Below are 17,721 nucleotides of genomic sequence, written 5' to 3'. Positions count from 1 at the left end.
CCCCAACCCCCGAGGCCACCCCAGGAACAAGAGACCCGCCAAGGCCACTGCCCCCGGCTCAGACCCCCGCCGGCGGCAGTGGCAGCGGCAGACCCGGCAGGCCGTCCAGGCTCGTGGCGATGTGGTCCTTCTTGGCGAAGTACGCGCTGAGCGACTCGTCGTCCTCGCGCGCGAACCGCCTCGCGTGCAGCTCACGGTCGCTCTCGTACGTCATGTACGGCACCGCGTAACCGCAGGAGTCCCGGACCAGTTCGGCCCGCACGACGATGACCGCCCGCAGCCCGTGCGCGCTCGGGTCGATGTCCGGGAAGTGGGCGAGCAGTTCCCCGAAGCGAGGGTCGTCCCGGAAGACCGGCTCACCGCGCCCGTGCACCCGGACGATGTTCGGCGGCCCCTGGAACGCGCACCACATGAGGGTGATCCGGCCGTTCTCCCGCAGATGCGCGACCGTCTCCGCGTTGGAACCGGCGAAGTCGAGGTAGGCCAGGGTGAGTTCGTCGAGAATCGCGAAGGAGCCGCGCAGGCCCTTGGGGGAGAGGTTGACCGTGCCGTCGCCGGAGAGAGGGGCGGTCGCGGTGAAGAAGAGGGGCTGCGCCTCGATGAACGAGCGGAGCCGGCCGTCTATGCGCTCATAGGTCTTTCCCATGTCTAAGCATTATGGGCAAGAACCTTTCGGCTGTCTAAGGAATTCGGACGTCCCCGTGCGCGAGGTCGTCCGTGGCCGCCCCGGCCGGCGCTCACACGGGGCGGCCACAGCGCCTGTCACGTCACTTGGTGAGCGTGCAGGCGGCCAGGGAGTCGAGGCCCTGCGGCTTCTCCGCGGTACGCCCGATGGAGATGGCGATGCGGTCGATGGTCGACTTCCGCTTGTCCTCCAGCGGGCCCAGGATGGCGTTCTGGACGAAGTTCGGTCCGCCCTGGCCGACCGTGTCGACGATCCGCTTGTTCGCCTCGGCGAGCTGCGTGTCGAGCAGCGCCAGGTTGCGGTCCACCTCGGCCTGCGCGGTGGCCGGGATCGCGGGGAGCTGGGAGGCCACGTCCGGGCACGTGATGCTGCCGGGGTCGGCCAGGGTGCGGGCGGTGGTGCTGCCGCTCTTGGAGGTCTCCCCGGCGAGGGCGGTGCCGGCGACGATCGCCCCGGTCAGTGCCACGGCGGCGGCGCCGCCGATGATCGCCACGCGGCGCTTGTTGTACTTCGGAAGAGCCCTGGACATGCGGATGCCTCACTCGGGGTCGGGAAGTGGTCTGCGGTGCAAACGCGGCGCCTGCGTTCGGCGTGGAATACGGGCAAGCGGTTTCCCGTGTTCAAAGGGACCGCAAATTCTCTGCCGCTCACCGGAGCCCGGCGCGCGCCCCGCGCCTGGATTGACGAATCATGCAGGACTCTGCATAATCATGCATAACCTTGGAGTGCAGCGGTGAGGAGCAACGCAAGTGAGCAGCAACAGCGGTGACGTCCGGCTCTGGGGCGGTCGTTTCGCCGACGGCCCCGCCGAGGCCCTGGCCAAGCTGTCCGCGTCCGTCCACTTCGACTGGCGGCTCGCGCCGTACGACATCGCCGGTTCCCGCGCCCACGCGCGCGTGCTGCACAAGGCGGGCCTGCTGAGCGAGGACGAGCTCCAGCGCATGCTGGCCGGACTCGACCAGCTCGAAGCCGACGTGGCCGACGGTTCCTTCGTCGGCACCATCGCCGACGAGGACTGCCACACCGCTCTGGAGCGCGGCCTGCTGGAGCGGGTCGGCCCCGAGCTCGGCGGCAAGCTGCGCGCCGGCCGCTCCCGCAACGACCAGATCGCCACCCTCTTCCGCATGTACCTGCGCGACCACGCCCGGATCATCGGCGGTCTGATCGCCGAGCTCCAGGACGCGCTGGTCGGTCTCGCGGAAGCCCACCCGGACGTGGCGATGCCCGGCCGGACCCACCTCCAGCACGCCCAGCCGGTGCTGTTCGCCCACCACGTCCTGGCCCACGTCCAGTCCCTGTCCCGGGACGCGGAGCGGCTGCGCCAGTGGGACGAGCGCACGGCGGTCTCGCCGTACGGCTCGGGTGCCCTGGCCGGCTCCTCGCTGGGCCTGGACCCGGAGGCGGTGGCCAAGGACCTCGGTTTCGAGCACGGCTCGGTCGGCAACTCCATCGACGGCACGGCCTCCCGTGACTTCGTCGCGGAGTTCGCCTTCATCACCGCGATGATCGGCGTCAACCTCTCCCGGATCGCCGAGGAGGTCATCATCTGGAACACGAAGGAGTTCTCCTTCGTGACGCTGCACGACGCGTTCTCCACGGGCTCGTCGATCATGCCGCAGAAGAAGAACCCGGACATCGCGGAGCTGGCCCGCGGCAAGAGCGGCCGCATGATCGGCAACCTGACGGGCCTCATGGCCACGCTCAAGGCCCTGCCCCTCGCCTACAACCGCGACCTCCAGGAGGACAAGGAGCCGGTCTTCGACTCCTGCGACCAGCTGGAGGTCCTGCTCCCCGCCTTCACCGGCATGATGGCCACCCTCACGGTCAACCGTGAGCGCATGGAGGAACTGGCCCCGGCCGGCTTCTCCCTCGCCACCGACATCGCCGAGTGGCTGGTCAAGCAGGGCGTGCCCTTCCGCGTCGCCCACGAGGTCGCCGGCGAGTGCGTCAAGGCGGCCGAGGCCGAGGGCAAGGAGCTGAACGACCTGACGGACGAGCAGTTCGCCAAGATCAGCGCCCACCTCACCCCGGAGGTCCGGTCGGTCCTGAACGTCCCGGGCGCGCTCGCGTCCCGCAACGGCAGGGGCGGCACGGCCCCGAGCGCGGTGGCGGTCCAGCTGGCGGAAGTGAAGACGAACGTCGCTGCGCAACACGCGTGGGCTGAACGCCGCTAGGGGCGCGGCAAACTGCGCGACCAGCCACGACGGCACCGCACCCGCCGCAACACCGCACAACCCACCCCCTGAAGCGAAGGGCATCCCGCGTTACGTTGGCGGCATGCCCTTCGCCCGCCTCGCCACAGCGACCACCCCCACCTGCCACATCGGCCTCGGCCTGGCCGCGGTCGGCCGCCCCGGCTACATCAACCTGGGCCGCGACGAAGACCTGGGAGACGACCGGAGCGTCGAGACGCTGCGCGCCCGCACCCACGAACTCCTCGACGCGGCCTACGCCCAAGGCGTCCGCTACTTCGACGCGGCCCGCTCCTACGGCCGTTCCGAGGAGTTCCTCGCGGACTGGCTCCACCGCAACCCCGGCCTGAACGACGTGGTCGTCGGCAGCAAGTGGGGTTACACCTACACCGCCGACTGGACCACCGACGCCGAGAAGCACGAGGTCAAGGACCACAGCGTCCGGACGTACGACCGTCAGCGCGCCGAAACCGCCGAACTGCTGGGCGACCGCCTCGACCTCTACCAGATCCACTCGGTGACACCGGACAGCCCGGCCCTCACCGACAAGGAACTGCACACGAGGCTCGCGGAGGCGGCCGCCCGGGGAACCACGATCGGCTTCTCCACCAGCGGCCCCGCCCAGGCGGACGCCATCCGCGCCGCGCTGCAGGTCACCGTCGACGGCGAACCCCTCTTCCGTACCGTCCAGTCGACGTACAACGCCCTGGAGACCTCGGCCGCTCCCGCCCTCGCCGAGGCCCACGACGCCGGCCTCACGGTGATCGTCAAGGAGGGCATGGCCAACGGCAGGCTCGCCGCCGCGCACGCCCCGGACGCCCTGAAGGCCGTGGCCGAGGAGACGTCCCTGAGCTGTGACGCCGTGGCTCTCGCGCTCGTCCTCCGCCAGCCCTGGGCCGGAGTCGTCCTCTCGGGAGCCGCCACCACCGGTCAGCTCGCCTCCAACCTGCACGCGGCCGTCGTCGACCTCGACGACGAGCAGCTGTCCCGGCTCGCCGCGCTGGCGGAGGAACCGGAGGAGTACTGGCGGCGGCGCGGGCAGCTGCCCTGGCACTGAGAGAAGCCCTGTTCATCGAGCAGCCATGAGACGCCCGTACCTCGTGTGAGACGTGAATGTCTCACACGAGGTACTCTTGTCTCATGGCTGTCGATCGTGACCACGTGCTGCGCAGCGCCGCTGCCCTGCTGACCCGCAAATCCACCGCGACCATGGACGAGGTCGCCAAGGCCGCCGGGATCAGCCGGGCCACCCTGCACCGCCACTTCGCGGGACGGGACGCTCTCGTGCGGGCGCTGGAGGAGCACGGCATCGCCGAGTGCGAGGCGGCCCTCGACGCGGCCCGCCTCGACGAGGGCTCCGCGAGCGAGGCCGTCGGCAGACTCGTGCGCGAGATCGAGCCCGTCGCCGGCCTGCTCTCCTTCCTCTACGGCGAGAACGAACTGTGGCAGGACGGCGGAGGCGACTCCTGGGCCCGGCTGGACCTGCGGATCGCCTCGGTGTTCGTGCGCGGCCAGCAGAGCGGCGAGTTCCGCATCGACCTCAGCCCGGTCTGGCTCACCGAGGCCCTCTACGGACTGGTCGCCTCGTGCGCCTGGGCCACCCAGGCCGGCCGCGTCGCCCCCAAGGACTTCACCCACATGATCACCGAGCTGTTGCTCGGTGGCGCACTACGGAGAGAGGAATCATGACCAGCACCCTGCAGCCGGCGACCACGACCGAGGCGGTGAGGCGTTCGGGCCGGTGGCTCGCGCTGTCCGTCCTGGTGCTCGCCGTGCTGCTGGTGGCCGTCGACGCGACCGTCCTCGGCCTCGCGACCCCGTACATCAGCGAGGACCTCAAGCCGACCGGGACCCAGCTGCTGTGGATCGGGGACGTCTACTCGTTCGTCATCGCGGGCCTGCTGGTGTCGATGGGCAGCCTCGGCGACCGCATCGGCCGCAAGCGGATCCTGCTGATCGGCGCGACCGCGTTCGGAGCGGTGTCGGTCCTCAACGCCTATGCGACGACACCGGAGTTGATGATTCTCGCGCGGGCCCTGCTCGGTGTCGCCGGCGCGACCCTGATGCCCGCCACCCTGGCCCTGATCCGCAATCTCTTCCACGACCCGCGCGAGCGCAGCCTCGCCATCGGCATCTGGGGCGCGACCGCCTCCGCCGGCACGGCGATCGGCCCGATCGTCGGCGGCTTCCTCCTCGAACACTTCTGGTGGGGCTCGGTCTTCCTGATCAACCTGCCGGTCATGGCGGTCCTGGTCCTCGTCGGCATCAAGCTGCTGCCGGAGTCCCGCGATCCGAACCCGGGCCCGTGGGACATGAGCAGTGTCGTCCTGTCCCTGGTCGGCGTGATCGCCGTGGTCTACGCGGTGAAGGAAGCCGCCTCCCACGGCGTCACGTGGGAGCCCCTCGTGGCGGGCCTCCTGGGCGCGGCGGCTCTCTGGGCCTTCGTCCGCCGCCAGTTGACCCTGCCGACCCCGCTCCTCGACATGCGCCTGTTCCGTCACCGCGGCTTCAGCGGGGCCGTCCTGGCCGACCTCCTGACCATCCTCGGCCTCTCCGGCCTGGTCTTCTTCCTCTCCCAGTACCTGCAACTGGTGCAGGAAAGGCCCCCGTTGGAGGCGGGCCTGGCGGAACTCCCGGCGGCGGTGGGAGCGGTGGTCGCGGGGCTGGTCGCGGGCACGGTGGCGCGCCGCTTCTCGGTACGCGCGGTCGTCTCGGGAGGTCTGGCCGCCATCGGCCTGGCCCTGGCGTCCCTGACCCTGCTCGACCGGTCCACGGGCTACCCGATGCTGGGCGCCGCCCTGCTGATGGTCGGCGTGGGCGCGGGCTTCTCCTTCACGGTGACGTCCGACGTGATCCTCTCCTCCGTACCGAAGAAGCAGGCGGGCGCGGCGTCGGCGGTCTCCGAGACGGCGTACGAACTGGGCGCGGCCCTGGGCATCGCCGTACTGGGCTCGATCGTGACAGGCGTGTACCGGGGCTTCGCAGCGCCGGCGGGCACTCCACAGGACGCGCACGAGTCGCTGGGCGGAGCAGTGGAGGCAGCGTCCGGGCTGCCGTCGAACACGGCTCAGGACCTGCTGGCGTCCGCCCGGGAAGCGTTCGTGGACGGCCTCAGCATCGCCGCGGGCGCAGGAGCAGCGGTCCTGCTCGCAACGGCAGTGGCGGCCTGGTTCATGCTGAAGAACCAACGGTTGGGTTCTTAGGGACGCGGGGAACTGCGCGAGCAGCCCCACGCACCAGCATCCGCAAACGGACCCCTAAGCGGCCTTCGCCTTCGTGGCGTACATGTCCACGTACTCCTGCCCCGACAGCCGCATGACCTCGGTCATCACCGAGTCCGTCACCGCCCGCAGCACGTACCGGTCGCGGTCCATCCCGTCGTAACGGGAGAACTCCATCGCCTCACCGAACCGCACGGTGACCCGCCCGGGCCGGGGCATCCCCGCCCCGCCCGGCTGCAGCTTGTCCGTGCCGATCATCGCGAAGGGGACGACGGGCGCGCCCGTCATCAGGGTCAGACGGGCGATGCCCGTACGTCCCCGGTACAGCCGGCCGTCGGGCGAGCGCGTCCCCTCGGGGTAGATCCCGAAGACCTTCCCCTCCTCCAGCACCCGCCGCCCGGTCATCAGCGCGGCCACGCCGCCGCGGCCACCGTCACGGTCCACCGGGATCATGCCGACGCCGGTGAAGAACCACGCCATGAGGCGGCCCTTGAGGGACTTCCCGGTGACGTACTCGTCCTTGCCGATGAAGAACACCTGCCGGTCGCAGACCAGCGGCAGGATCATCGAGTCGATGAAGGTGAGGTGGTTGCCGGCCAGGATGACGGGACCGTCACCCGGGATGTGCTCCGCGCCCTCCACCCGTGGGCGGAACATCAGGCGCATGATCGGTCCGAGCACTGCCTTGATGAGCACGAAGCGGGACAACGAGCCCTCCGGAGTCAAGAGAACGGCCAGGGAAACTGTATGAGTCTGTGCAGGTGAGGACATTACTCGCGGCTCGGGGGGTCGTGCACATCGGGCACTCGGGGTTCACCGAGGTCTTACGCACTATTGACACTCGTTTACCTGCGGATGGGTCCCGTTGCCTCCCGGAAACCCGGGCGGAACGATGTGACGGACGTCGCCCCGACCGACGCGTACCCCGGCCGCGTGCCCTGAAGCCGACGAACCATCAGACATCTGTTCCCATACGACATCCCGTGTCACCCGCGTGTTCCGCCCGAGGTCTCCCGCCCCTCACGGACCCGGACCTACGATCGGCCCGCAGCGAAGAGGCGACGGCAGAAGGGGTCCCCATGGGATCGCAGGACGAGCACACGGACGGCACCGGACGACGGGCACTTCTCGGGGCCGCGATGCTCGGCGCCGGGGGAGCGGTCCTGGGCCTGTCGGGCACGGCGAGAGCCGCGAGCGCGCAATCCACCGGACACGGCGGCGGACTCGGGAGCCTGCCCGTGCCGACGGTCATCGGCCACCGGGGCGCCAGCGGCTACCGCCCCGAGCACACCTTCGGCTCCTACCAGCTCGCCCTCGACCTGGGCGCCGACATCGTCGAGGCCGGCGATCTCGTCCCGACGAGGGACGGCCATCTGGTCTGCCGTCACGAACCGGAGATCGGCGGCACGACCGACGTCGCCGAGCACAAGGAGTTCGCCGACCGCAGGACGACCAAGGTCCTCGACGGCGTCTCCACCACCGGCTGGTTCACCGAGGACTTCACGCTCGCCGAGCTCAAGACGCTCCGCGCGATCGAGCGCATCCCGGCCAACCGCCCGCACAACACGCTCTACAACGGCCGCTGGGAGATCCCCACCTTCGAGGAAGTCCTCAGGTGGCAGGACGAGCAGACCCGCAGGCGCGGCAAGCAGGTCTGGATCTACCCCGAGACCAAGCACCCCACCTACTTCCGGGGGCTCGGCCTGGGCCTGGAGGAGCGGGTCGCGAAGCTCCTGCGCAAGCACGGCAAGGACCGGCGCACCTCCCCGGTCATCCTCCAGTCCTTCGAGCCGACCAGCATCCAGCGCCTGAACAAGCTCGTCGACAACCCCCTGGTCGTCCTCCTGTCCGGCGCGAACACCCGCCCCTGGGACTTCGTCGCGACGGGCGACCCGCGCACGGTCGCCGACCTCGTCACCCCCAAGGGCCTGCGGGAGATCGCCGGCTACGCCCAGGGCATCGGCCCGACCCTCGACCTGGTCGTCACCAAGAAGGCCGACGGCAGCCTCGACAAGGAGACCACCCTGGTCGCCGACGCCCACAAGGTCGGGCTGATCCTGCACCCCTACACCATGCGCAACGAGAACCCCTTCCTGCCGGCGGAGTACCGCAGGGGCACGGAAGCGGATGCCTACGGGGACGCCTTCGGCGCCTTCAAGAGGTACTTCGCCACCGGCATCGACGGTGTCTTCACCGACAACCCGGACACCGGCGTCCTCGCCCGCCAGGACTTCGTCAACGGCTGAGCTCCCGGCCCCCGATCGGGCTCACTTACGGCCGCCCGGGCAACCCACGACCCGGGCGGCCGTGTCGTACCGCATATGACGCACGACCTGGTCGCCACCCTGCGCCCGCTGCTCACCGCCGAGGCCCGCGCGGAGGCACCTGCCGCCGGTACGGAACCCGCCGATCTGGAGCAGGCGGTCTGGCTCCGTCTCCTGGAGCACCTGGAGACCCAGGGCCCGCCCCTCGACCCGCCCGGCTGGCTCCGCCGGGCCGTCCGTTCCGAGTCCCGCCGCAGCCGTCGTACGACCCGCCTCGAACGGCCCTACGACACCGAGCCCGCGGTCGACGACGACCGCACCCCCGAACAGCTCACCCTCGCCGCGGCCCGGCGCACGGCACTGCACGACGCGGTGCGCCGCCTGCCCGGCCGCTGCCCCTCGCTCATGGCGGCCCTCCTCTCCCCGAGGGACCTCACCTACCGCGAGATCGCGGGGGAGTTGGGTATCTCACAGGGCAGTCTCGGCCCGGAACGTTCCAGATGCCTGGGATGTCTTCGTCGAATGCTCACACCGGAGGTTGCGGCCCGTCGGGGGCGGGGATAGGAGTGGGGGACAACAGGCGATCAGGTGAGCGGGAGGCGTGCGCACATGGGCATGAGCGTGACCATCTCTGCGGCGGCCGAGCAGGACGCGGAGCAGATCTTCAGGCTGCAGTACCTGTGCTTCCAGGGTGAGGCGGCGCTGTACGGCAACTACCGCATCGATCCGCTCGTCCAGAGCCTGGACTCGGTCCGCGCGGAGGTCGCCTCGGACTGCGTCTTCGTGGCCCGCCTGGGAGACGAGGTGGTCGGCTCGGTCCGCGGCCGCGTCACCGAGGACGGCTCGGCCGCCATCGGCAAGCTCTGCGTCCACCCGCGCCTCCAGGGGCACGGCATCGGGGCCCGCCTCCTCAGGGCGGCCGAAGCGGCCCTCGCGGAAGAGCGGGGCGCCACCAGCTTCCGCCTCCACACCGGCCACCGCAGCGAGGGCAACCTCCGCCTGTACCGCAAGGTCGGCTACCAGACGGTGGGCACCTCAGAGGGCACGGACGGAGTGCCGATGATCGTCCTGGAGAAGCCCGCGGGAACATACGCGGCCACCGCGTGATCTTTTAGGGGCGCGGGGAACTGCGCGACCAGCCACATACGGGCCGGATGCCGCCGTCGAACCTCAGGCGGCATCCGCCTTGGGCGCGCCCTTCCGCAGCCAGTAAATGGCCGAGAGCGGCAGCAGCACCGGGATGAACAGATACCCCATCCCGAAGTCCGACCACACGGTCGCATCCGGGAACGCGGACGGCTCGGCCAATGTCCAAGCGCCCACCGTCAACACGCCCAGCAGCTCCACGACACAGCACACCAGCGCCGCCCGCCGAGCCGTCTCCCCGCCCCGCACCAGCGAGTACGTGATGAACCCGTAGACGATCCCGGCCACCGCGGACAGCGCATACGCGAGCGGTGCCCGGTCGAACTCCGTGGAGATCTGGACGGCGGACCGCGACACCGCCCCGACCACCATCACGCCGTACAGCCAGACGAGCAACGTCCCCGGCCCACTGGTCAGCCGACGCCTACTCACCTCAGCCTCCCCAGATGTCATAGAGCCGCACCTCCAGAACGGCCAGCACCAGCCCGCCGGCGGCAACCGTCACCGACCCCCACCGCGTCCGCTCCGCGAGCGACATGAACCCCGCCGCGGGCACACACGCGAACGCCCCCAGCAGATAGGCCACGAAGATCGTCGTGCCCTGCTCCGGCTTCTCGCCCCGCGCCAACTGCACGATCCCGATCACCAGCTGGACCAGCGCCAGCACCGAGACCACGGCCATCCCGATGAAGTGCCAGTCCTTGGTCGGCTCGTCACGGTAGGCGGCCCAGCCGCACCAGGCGGCCAGCAGCAGCGCGGCGACGCCGGTCACCAGCGTCAGGGCATCAAACATGCGGCGAGCCTATTACGGCCCAAAAGGCCTGATGCGGCCGCCCCCGTCCGGCACCGTAGGGTCGAGGACATGAAGATCCACGCCGAAGCCCTCCTGTTCGACAACGACGGAACCCTCGTCTCCTCCCTCGCATCCGTCCACCGCTGCTGGACGCGCTGGGCCGAGGAGTTCGGCATCACCCAGGAGGCCTTCGAGCGGGTCGAACTGCACGGCCGCCCGGCCGTCGAGATAGCCGCCGACCTGCTGCCCGCCGACGTCGTGCCGCGGGCCCTCGCGCGGATCGAGGAGCTGGAGGTGGAGGACGTGCCGGGCGGCGGTGTCCAGCTGCTCCCCGGGACCACGGCCCTCCTCGACTCCCTGCCCGCCGACCGCTGGGCCGTCGTCACCTCCGCCACCCGGCGGCTCGCCGAGGCCCGGCTCGAAGCCGTCGGCATCCGCCCCAAGACCCTGGTCGCCGCCGACGACGTCACCCGGGGCAAGCCCGACCCCGAGCCCTATCTGCTCGCCGCCCGTGAACTCGGCGTCGACCCGGCCCGCTGTGTGGTCTTCGAGGACGCCCCCGCCGGTCTGCGTGCCGGGCGTGCCGCCGGTATGTCCACCGTGGCGTTGACCACAACCCACCCGGTCCGTGAACTCGACGCCGACCTGGTGGTCGAGGACCTGTCGGCCCTGTCGGCCCTGGTCACGGCCGCAGGTGTGGAGATCGCCGTCCGGTCCTGACCCCTGTCCACGGCTGTCCACCATCCGGACAGCGGGTTCTTGGTCGTTCCCATAGGTCTGCTTTACTGATCGCATGACCACGACGAGCTGCCGCACCCTTGCGACCGAGGCGACCACGACGCCCGGTGCTCGTTGTATGTGTCGAATGCGCGCCTGTTAGAGGGCCCCCGCACCACTCCCCGAGTCTCGCGCCCCGAAGCGAGCCGCCCCGGCACGTCCGTACGCCGTCACCGCCGTACGTGACCCATGTGCCCGCGCACCCCTTCTCTCCCGTACCCGGGCACACCCACGCCCGCGTACTCGACAGTGACGGAAACCCAGTGATCACGACAACAGGCCTGACCAAGGTCTACCGCTCGCGCGGCCGTGAGGTCACCGCCCTGGACGGCGTCGATCTGCACGTCCGCGAAGGCGAGGTGTACGGCGTCATCGGCCAGTCCGGCGCCGGCAAGTCCTCGCTCATCCGCTGCGTCAACCTGCTGGAGCGCCCCACCGCCGGCACCGTGACCGTCGCCGGACAGGACCTCACCGCCCTCGCGGGCCGCGGACCGCGCGCCGGCAAGGAGCTGCGGCGGGCGCGCAGCCGTATCGGCATGGTCTTCCAGCACTTCAACCTGCTGTCCACCCGGACCGTCCAGGACAACGTCGAGCTGCCGCTGGAGATCCTCGGCAGGTCCGGCAGCGAGCGCTCGCGCAAGGCGCGCGAACTCCTCGACCTGGTCGGGCTCGCCGACCAGGCCAAGGCGTACCCGGCCCAGCTCTCCGGCGGCCAGAAGCAGCGCGTCGGCATCGCCCGCGCCCTGGCCGGCGACCCCAAGGTGCTCCTGTCCGACGAGGCCACCAGCGCCCTGGACCCCGAGACCACCCGCTCGATCCTCCAGCTGCTGCGCGACCTGAACCGGCAGCTCGGCCTCACCGTCCTGCTCATCACCCACGAGATGGACGTCGTGAAGTCGGTCTGCGACTCCGCGGCCCTGATGGAGAGGGGCCGGGTCGTCGAGTCCGGCACGGTCAGCGAGCTGCTCGCGACCCCCGGCTCCGAACTGGCCTCCGCGCTCTTCCCGGTCGGCGGCGCCGCCACCGGCGAGGACCGGACCGTCGTCGACGTCACCTTCCAGGGCGAGGCGGCCACCCAGCCCGTCATCTCCCAGCTCTCGCGCACCTACAACATCGACATATCGATCCTCGGTGCCGCCATCGACACCGTCGGCGGCCTCCAGGTCGGCCGGATGCGCATCGAACTGCCCGGCCGCTACGAGGACAACGTCGTGCCGGTCGGCTTCCTGCGCGAGCAGGGCCTGCAGATCGATGTCGTCGGCGAGCGCGAGCCGGTCAAGGAAGGTGCCAAGTGACCTGGTCCGAGATGCAGCCCCTGCTGGAGCAGGCGTGTTGGGACACCCTCTACATGGTCGGCTGGTCCACGCTCATCGCGGTCGTGGGCGGCCTCCCGCTCGGCGTCCTGCTCGTCCTCACCGACCGGGGCGGACTCCTCCAGAACGTCGTCGCGAACAAGGTCATCGGGCAGGTCGTGAACGTCGCCCGCTCGATGCCGTTCATCATCCTGATGGTCGCGCTGATGGGCTTCACCCGTTCGATCACCGGCACCACCATCGGCCGCGAGGCAGCCATCGTGCCGCTCGCGATCGGGGCGATCCCGTTCTTCGCGCGCCTCGTCGAGACGGCTGTCCGCGAAGTGGACGGCGGGCTGGTGGAGGCCGTGCAGTCGATGGGCGGCAACACCTGGACCATCGTCCGCAAGGTCCTCGTCCCCGAGGCCCTGCCCTCGCTGATCGCCAGCACCACCACCACGATCGTCGCCCTCATCGGCTACTCCGCGATGGCCGGCACGGTCGGCGCCGGCGGCCTCGGCGACATCGCCATCCGCTACGGCTACCAGCGCTTCGAGACCCAGCTCATGTGGATCACCGTCGCGATCCTCGCCGTCGTCATCTCGCTGATCCAGTTCGCCGGCGACTACGCGGCCCGCTCGCTGCACCGCCGTGGCGGACGCTCCGGACCCGCGCCGAAACTCCGTCTGCTGAAGGCCTCCACGGCGGACACCAAGACCGTCTGACGCGCTCCCAGATCTCCCGTGCACCCCTTCACGGGATCGCTGTACCCACAAGGAAAGGCACTTTTCGTGCGTAACACCGCAAAGCTCAGCACCGCCGTCCTCGCCGCCGGAGCCCTCACCTTCGGGCTCAGCGCCTGCGGTTCGTCCGGCTCCGGCTCCGCCTCCGACGCCGGCGGAGCGCTGGTCGTCGCCGCGAGCCCCACCCCGCACGCCGAGATCCTGAACTACGTCAAGGAGAACCTGGCGAAGAAGGCGGGCCTCGACCTGGAGGTCAAGGAGTTCACGGACTACGTGACCCCGAACACGGCGACCGAGGACGGCTCGGTGGACGCCAACTACTTCCAGAACCAGCCCTACCTCGACGACTTCAACAAGAAGCGCGGCACCCACATCGCGCCCGTCGTCACGGTCCACCTGGAGCCGCTCGGTCTCTACTCCCACAAGGTCAAGAGCGCCGACGCCCTGGCGAGCGGCGCGACGATCGCCGTCCCGAACGACAGCGTGAACGAGGCGCGCGCCCTCAAGCTGCTCGCCGCGAACGGCCTGATCACCCTCAAGGACGGCGTGGGCAACGAGGCGACTCCCTCCGACATCGCCAAGAACCCGAAGAACCTCAAGTTCAAGGAGCTGGAGGCGGCCCAGACCCCGCGCTCCCTCGACGACGTCGACGCCGCGGTCGTCAACGGCAACTACGCCATCGAGGCCGACCTCAAGCCCGCGTCGGACGCCCTCGTCCTGGAGTCCGCCAAGAACAACCCCTACGGCAACTTCCTCGCGGTGAAGGAGGGCAACGAGGACGACCCGCGGGTGAAGAAGCTCGCCAAGCTGCTCACCTCCCCCGAGGTGAAGAAGTTCATCGAGGACAAGTACGCCGGTTCCGTCATCGCGTCCTTCTGAACGCCGTAGCTCTCCCCGGCGCGTATACGACGTATCGCCACGCACGGGGTCCACTCGCTCACCATGTGTGGACCCCGTGATGCGGTTCGGTGCTTTCATGCTGCATGCTGGGCAGTTCAGCAGGCCCTGAGGTTTCCGACGGTTACGGAGTGGCGCATGACCTTCCCCAACATCTCCATCAGCACGGAGCGGTTGGTGCTGCGCCCCCTCGACGAGGACGACGTGCCCGCGCTGGCCGAGATGATGAACGACGAGCAGGTCGGGGCCTGGACCGACGTGCCCCAGCCCTACAGCGAGGACCAGGCGCGCAGCTGGATCACCCAACACGCGCCGGGTGAGCGCGAGGCCGGCCGCGGAATCACCTTCGCCGTCACGGAGTTCCTCACCCAGCGCCTGGTCGGCGTCGTCCAGCTCGCCAAGACCAACTGGCACATCCGCTCCACCGAGTTGTCGTACATCATCGCCCCCTGGGCCCGTGGGGAGGGCTACGCCTCCGAGGCCGCGCTCGCCACCGCCCAGTGGCTGTTCAGCGACCAGAAGTTCGAGCGGATCGAGCTGCGCACGGCGGCCGACAACACCGCCTCCCAGCAGGTCGCGCAGAAGATCGGCTGCATCAGCGAGGGCGTCCTGCGCAACGCCTGCATAGCGCACGTCCGCGCCGAGGACGGTACCTGGAGCGACGTCCGCACCGACTTCATCGTGTGGAGCCTGCTGCCCGAGGACCTCGACGGCGCGGGCGAGCAGATGGCCGACGCGGACGGCTTCACGACCTACTCGGACTGGAACTGACCGGGTACGGCGAAAACGCTTCACCGTCCGACCGGGTAACCTCCCGACGACCACCTGCGCACACTCCTGGAGACTGAGACACGATGGCCGACCGGGTCACGGTGATCGGCTGGGACGGCTCGCCGCTGACCGCCGCGGCACGCTCCGCCCTCGGCGCCGCCACGCTGGTCGCGGGCGCCGCCCACCACCTGGCACTCCCCGAGGTGCCCCCCACCGCCGAACGCATCCGCCTCGGCAGCGTGGCCCTCGCCGCCCGCCGCATCACCGGCCACCGCGGTACCGCGGTCGTGCTCGCCGACGGCGACCCCGGGTTCTTCGGAGTCGTACGGACCCTGCGCGCACCCGAGTTCGGCCTGGAGGTCGAGGTCGTCCCCGGCGTCTCCTCGGTCGCCGCCGCCTTCGCGCGGGCCGGTATGCCCTGGGACGACGCCCAAGTGGTCGTCGCACACCGGCGCACCCTGCGACGCGCGGTGAACGTGTGCCGGGCCCACACCAAGGTCGCGGTCCTCACCTCGCCCGGCGCCGGACCCGCCGAACTCGGCCTGCTGATGGAGGGCGTGCACCGCACCTTCGTCATCTGCGAGGAACTCGGCACCGACCACGAACAGGTCACCGTCGTCACCTCCGACAAGGCCGCCGACCACACCTGGCGCGACCCCAACATCGTCATCGTCATCGGCGGCACCGCGCCCGTGACCGAGGACGGTGGCTGGATCGCCGGCCGCGACCCCGCCGCCGCGCCCCGCGGCTGGACCCTGCCCGCCGAGTCCTACGGCGGCCTCATGGGCGAGGGCGAACTGGAACCGCTCCGTGCCGCCCAACTCGCCCGGCTGGGACCGCGCGTCGGCGACCTGGTGTGGGACATCGGCTGCGGCAGCGGCGCCTTCGCCACCGAGGCCGCCCGGGCCGGGGCCGCCGTCATCGCCGTCGACCGCGACCTCAGGGCCTGCGAGCGCACCGAGGCCAACGCCCGCGCCTTCGGACTCCAGGTCCAGATCGTCGCCGGGACCGCCCCGCACGTCCTGGAGAACCTCCCCGAACCGGACGTCGTCCGTGTCGGGGGCGGGGGAGTGGCCGTGGTCTCCGCGGTAGCCGACCGCCGCCCGCAGCGCATCGTCGCCCACGCGGCCACCCGGGACGAGGCCGAACTCGTCGGCCGGGACCTCAGCGAGCACGGCTACCGCGTCGAGTGCGCCCTCCTCCAGTCCGTCGAACTCGACACGCGGGCCTGGACGGAGACGGAGCGGAGCGTCGCGTTCCTGCTCAGCGCGGTGCTTCCGGACCGTACGGCCTGACCCGGCCGGTCGCGCTCCGCCGTCCCCGTGATCCTGTTGTCGTACTGCGCGCGGTAGGCTGGCCGACCGTTGTACCGCACCCGGTGGCCCGGCATTCGTTCGTCAATGTCCGGAAAGCGCGCCCGTTTTGGGGTGGGTGTGGTACGGCACAACCGGAGGACGCGCAACGTGGCGCAGTCCACAGCGGGCTGTCGCGGATCAACCTGTCGCGACGGGGGAACGGCCGGGACAATGCCAGTTAATGGCTTTGTCGTCTTTCTCGGCAGGCCGTTCGTGCCGCTGGGCACGCACGCTCGTTCTTCACCACGGGGGCGGTAGGTGCGCCGTCCCCGGTGAGCTGGTCGTAGAAGCACTAACCGATGGGCGAGGGGTACGCATGACCGACACCGGCCAGGTCCCGGGCGAGGGGCTGCCGGAGAACGCAGGCATGGTGGAGCAGCCGGGCGTCCCTGGTGCGTACACCTACCTCTCCGAGACCACCGCCGAGGACGAAGACCTGTTGCTGCTGCCGGGTGCCCAGAGCCCCTGGGGCAACGAGGTCGCCCCGCCCGCTCCGGAACCGGTCGTCGAGACCGTCCACGAGCCGGGCCCGCACGAGATGTCCGGCCGGGACAGCGGGGCGCACGACATGAGCGCGGTCCGCACGCCCCAGGCCCCCACCGTGCCGATCCCGCCCATCACGCCCCGTCGGCCGCTGCACCTCGGCCCGCCGATCCCGGACGCCTCCGCGAGCCCGGTCCGCTCCCTCGCCGACCGCGGCCCCGCGGGCGTGCCGCTGCGGCAGCCGGCCGCGGCCACGCCGGGTCCCGAGTACTTCGAGGCCCCGCAGCCGCTGGGCGCGGTCCCGTGGGGCGCCCCGGCCCAGGCCGCCGTCCAGGCGCCGGTGAGCGCGGTGGCCCAGGCTGCCGAAACGGTTGTTCCGGAACCGGTCGCCGTAGCGCAGGCCGCGGTGGCCGGGCCGGCCCCGGAGGCGCAGGCCGCCGGACACGAGGTCGCCGCGGCCCCGGTGCCGGAGGCCGTACCGAGCCCGGAGGCCGCGCACGCGCCGGAGCCGCCGCAGGTTCCGGCCGCCGAGGCCGACCCGGTCGTGGCCGAAGGTCCCGGGCCCGACGGAGTCCAGCCCGTCGCCGTGGTCGGCGACCCGGGTGCGGGCCAGGTACCGGGAGACGGCTCGCTGCCCGAGGAGGTGCCGGCCGTCCCCGCGGACCAGGCCCTGCCCGACGGCCCCGTGCCGGACGCGGCCGAGCAGGTGCCCGCACCTGTGGTGGAGGCCCCCGCTGAGCCGGCGGACGCCACCGCCGTACCGGCCGCCGAGACCGTCGTGGCTGAGCCGACCGTGGCTGAGCCTGTCGTGACCGAGCCCGTGGCGGCCGAGCCGGAGGCCGCCGGAACCGAGCCGGCCGCGGAGCCGTACGAGGAGGCGGCGGAGGCAGTTGCCCCGCAGCCTGTGGCCGCCCAGGAAGCAGTCGTCCAGGAGCAGGCCGTCGTCCAAGAGCAGGCCGTCGAAGAGGCGGTCGTCCAGGAAGCGGTCGTCCCGGAAGTGGCGACAGCCGAGGAACCCACCGCCGAATCCCCGGAGACGGACGCGTTCCAGGCCCCGGAGCCCGTCGCGGTGCAGGAGGCCGGCCCCGCCCAGGAGGCCGCG

The 17,721-nt window shown here is 70.9% G+C and carries 17 protein-coding genes and 2 pseudogenes; 14 read left to right on the top strand and 5 right to left on the bottom strand.

Features of this window, described 5'->3' with window-relative positions:
• Positions 1-58: 58 nt before the first annotated feature.
• Together EHS43_RS16475 and EHS43_RS16470 are read right to left on the bottom strand one after the other, a co-directional pair.
• On the bottom strand, positions 59-646 hold the full coding sequence (locus EHS43_RS16475) for a pyridoxamine 5'-phosphate oxidase family protein (RefSeq protein WP_125191520.1): 588 nt from the start codon (positions 644-646) through the stop codon (positions 59-61).
• 130 nt (positions 647-776) lie between these two features.
• A pseudogene (locus EHS43_RS16470) lies at positions 777-1,214 on the bottom strand (hypothetical protein); the annotation flags it as partial.
• A gap of 220 nt (positions 1,215-1,434) precedes the next feature.
• Here EHS43_RS16470 and argH point away from each other — a divergent pair.
• The 4 genes from argH to EHS43_RS16450 all read left to right on the top strand — a co-directional run bounded on the left by argH (position 1,435) and on the right by EHS43_RS16450 (position 6,080).
• Entirely contained in the window at positions 1,435-2,859 is a 1,425-nt protein-coding gene (argH, locus tag EHS43_RS16465; RefSeq protein ID WP_125191518.1) for an argininosuccinate lyase, read from the top strand.
• Positions 2,860-2,962: 103 nt separating this feature from the next.
• Positions 2,963-3,934 (top strand): aldo/keto reductase, encoded by a 972-nt coding sequence (locus EHS43_RS16460; protein WP_125191517.1) that lies wholly within the window; start codon positions 2,963-2,965, stop codon positions 3,932-3,934.
• A gap of 83 nt (positions 3,935-4,017) precedes the next feature.
• Positions 4,018-4,566, top strand: a complete 549-nt coding sequence (locus EHS43_RS16455; protein WP_125191516.1) for a TetR/AcrR family transcriptional regulator — start codon at positions 4,018-4,020, stop codon at positions 4,564-4,566.
• Entirely contained in the window at positions 4,563-6,080 is a 1,518-nt protein-coding gene (locus tag EHS43_RS16450) for an MFS transporter (protein ID WP_125191515.1), read from the top strand. The genes EHS43_RS16455 and EHS43_RS16450 overlap by 4 nt, the downstream gene beginning before the upstream one ends.
• A 54-nt stretch (positions 6,081-6,134) precedes the next feature.
• Here the strand turns inward: EHS43_RS16450 and EHS43_RS16445 are convergent, their stop codons facing one another.
• Entirely contained in the window at positions 6,135-6,806 is a 672-nt protein-coding gene (locus EHS43_RS16445; RefSeq protein WP_125191514.1) for a 1-acyl-sn-glycerol-3-phosphate acyltransferase, read from the bottom strand.
• A 371-nt stretch (positions 6,807-7,177) separates the two neighbouring features.
• Here EHS43_RS16445 and EHS43_RS16440 point away from each other — a divergent pair, with 371 nt between their 5' ends.
• From EHS43_RS16440 to EHS43_RS16430, 3 genes are all read left to right on the top strand, one after another.
• Positions 7,178-8,344, top strand: coding sequence for a glycerophosphodiester phosphodiesterase (locus EHS43_RS16440; protein ID WP_125191513.1), 1,167 nt, complete (start codon positions 7,178-7,180; stop codon positions 8,342-8,344).
• Between the two features lie 75 nt (positions 8,345-8,419).
• A complete protein-coding gene (locus tag EHS43_RS16435; protein ID WP_125191512.1) occupies positions 8,420-8,926 on the top strand; it encodes a sigma-70 family RNA polymerase sigma factor in 507 nt (168 codons plus the stop codon).
• A 45-nt stretch (positions 8,927-8,971) separates the two neighbouring features.
• Positions 8,972-9,469, top strand: a complete 498-nt coding sequence (locus EHS43_RS16430) for a GNAT family N-acetyltransferase (protein ID WP_125191511.1) — start codon at positions 8,972-8,974, stop codon at positions 9,467-9,469.
• A 63-nt stretch (positions 9,470-9,532) separates the two neighbouring features.
• Here EHS43_RS16430 and EHS43_RS16425 read toward each other — a convergent pair whose 3' ends face one another.
• Both EHS43_RS16425 and EHS43_RS16420 read right to left on the bottom strand, forming a co-directional pair.
• Positions 9,533-9,961 (bottom strand): hypothetical protein, encoded by a 429-nt coding sequence (locus tag EHS43_RS16425; protein WP_125191510.1) that lies wholly within the window; start codon positions 9,959-9,961, stop codon positions 9,533-9,535.
• Positions 9,942-10,301, bottom strand: coding sequence for a hypothetical protein (locus EHS43_RS16420; protein ID WP_125191509.1), 360 nt, complete (start codon positions 10,299-10,301; stop codon positions 9,942-9,944). Before EHS43_RS16420 ends, EHS43_RS16425 begins: the two co-directional genes overlap by 20 nt.
• Before the next feature lie 69 nt (positions 10,302-10,370).
• Between EHS43_RS16420 and EHS43_RS16415 the strand changes: the two genes are divergently transcribed.
• From EHS43_RS16415 to EHS43_RS47770, 7 genes and pseudogenes are all read left to right on the top strand, one after another.
• Positions 10,371-11,021, top strand: a complete 651-nt coding sequence (locus tag EHS43_RS16415) for an HAD family hydrolase (protein WP_125191508.1) — start codon at positions 10,371-10,373, stop codon at positions 11,019-11,021.
• A 320-nt stretch (positions 11,022-11,341) separates the two neighbouring features.
• Positions 11,342-12,373 carry a methionine ABC transporter ATP-binding protein gene (locus EHS43_RS16410; protein ID WP_125191507.1) on the top strand — a complete coding sequence of 344 codons (1,032 nt, stop codon included), beginning with the start codon at positions 11,342-11,344 and terminating at the stop codon, positions 12,371-12,373.
• Positions 12,370-13,095: a methionine ABC transporter permease gene (locus EHS43_RS16405; protein WP_125191506.1), complete on the top strand. Its 726-nt coding sequence runs from the start codon at positions 12,370-12,372 to the stop codon at positions 13,093-13,095. The genes EHS43_RS16410 and EHS43_RS16405 overlap by 4 nt, the downstream gene beginning before the upstream one ends.
• Before the next feature lie 66 nt (positions 13,096-13,161).
• A complete protein-coding gene (locus EHS43_RS16400) occupies positions 13,162-13,992 on the top strand; it encodes a MetQ/NlpA family ABC transporter substrate-binding protein (protein WP_125191505.1) in 831 nt (276 codons plus the stop codon).
• A 156-nt stretch (positions 13,993-14,148) separates the two neighbouring features.
• Positions 14,149-14,781, top strand: coding sequence for a GNAT family N-acetyltransferase (locus EHS43_RS16395; protein ID WP_125191504.1), 633 nt, complete (start codon positions 14,149-14,151; stop codon positions 14,779-14,781).
• A gap of 83 nt (positions 14,782-14,864) precedes the next feature.
• Positions 14,865-16,076: a precorrin-6y C5,15-methyltransferase (decarboxylating) subunit CbiE gene (gene cbiE / locus EHS43_RS16390; protein WP_125191503.1), complete on the top strand. Its 1,212-nt coding sequence runs from the start codon at positions 14,865-14,867 to the stop codon at positions 16,074-16,076.
• A 376-nt stretch (positions 16,077-16,452) separates the two neighbouring features.
• A pseudogene (locus EHS43_RS47770) lies at positions 16,453-17,721 on the top strand (5,6-dimethylbenzimidazole synthase); the annotation flags it as partial.

The sequence above is a fragment of the Streptomyces sp. RP5T genome, assembly GCF_003933965.1.
Lineage (GTDB): Bacteria > Actinomycetota > Actinomycetes > Streptomycetales > Streptomycetaceae > Streptomyces.
This window is presented reverse-complemented; position numbering and strand designations above follow the sequence as displayed.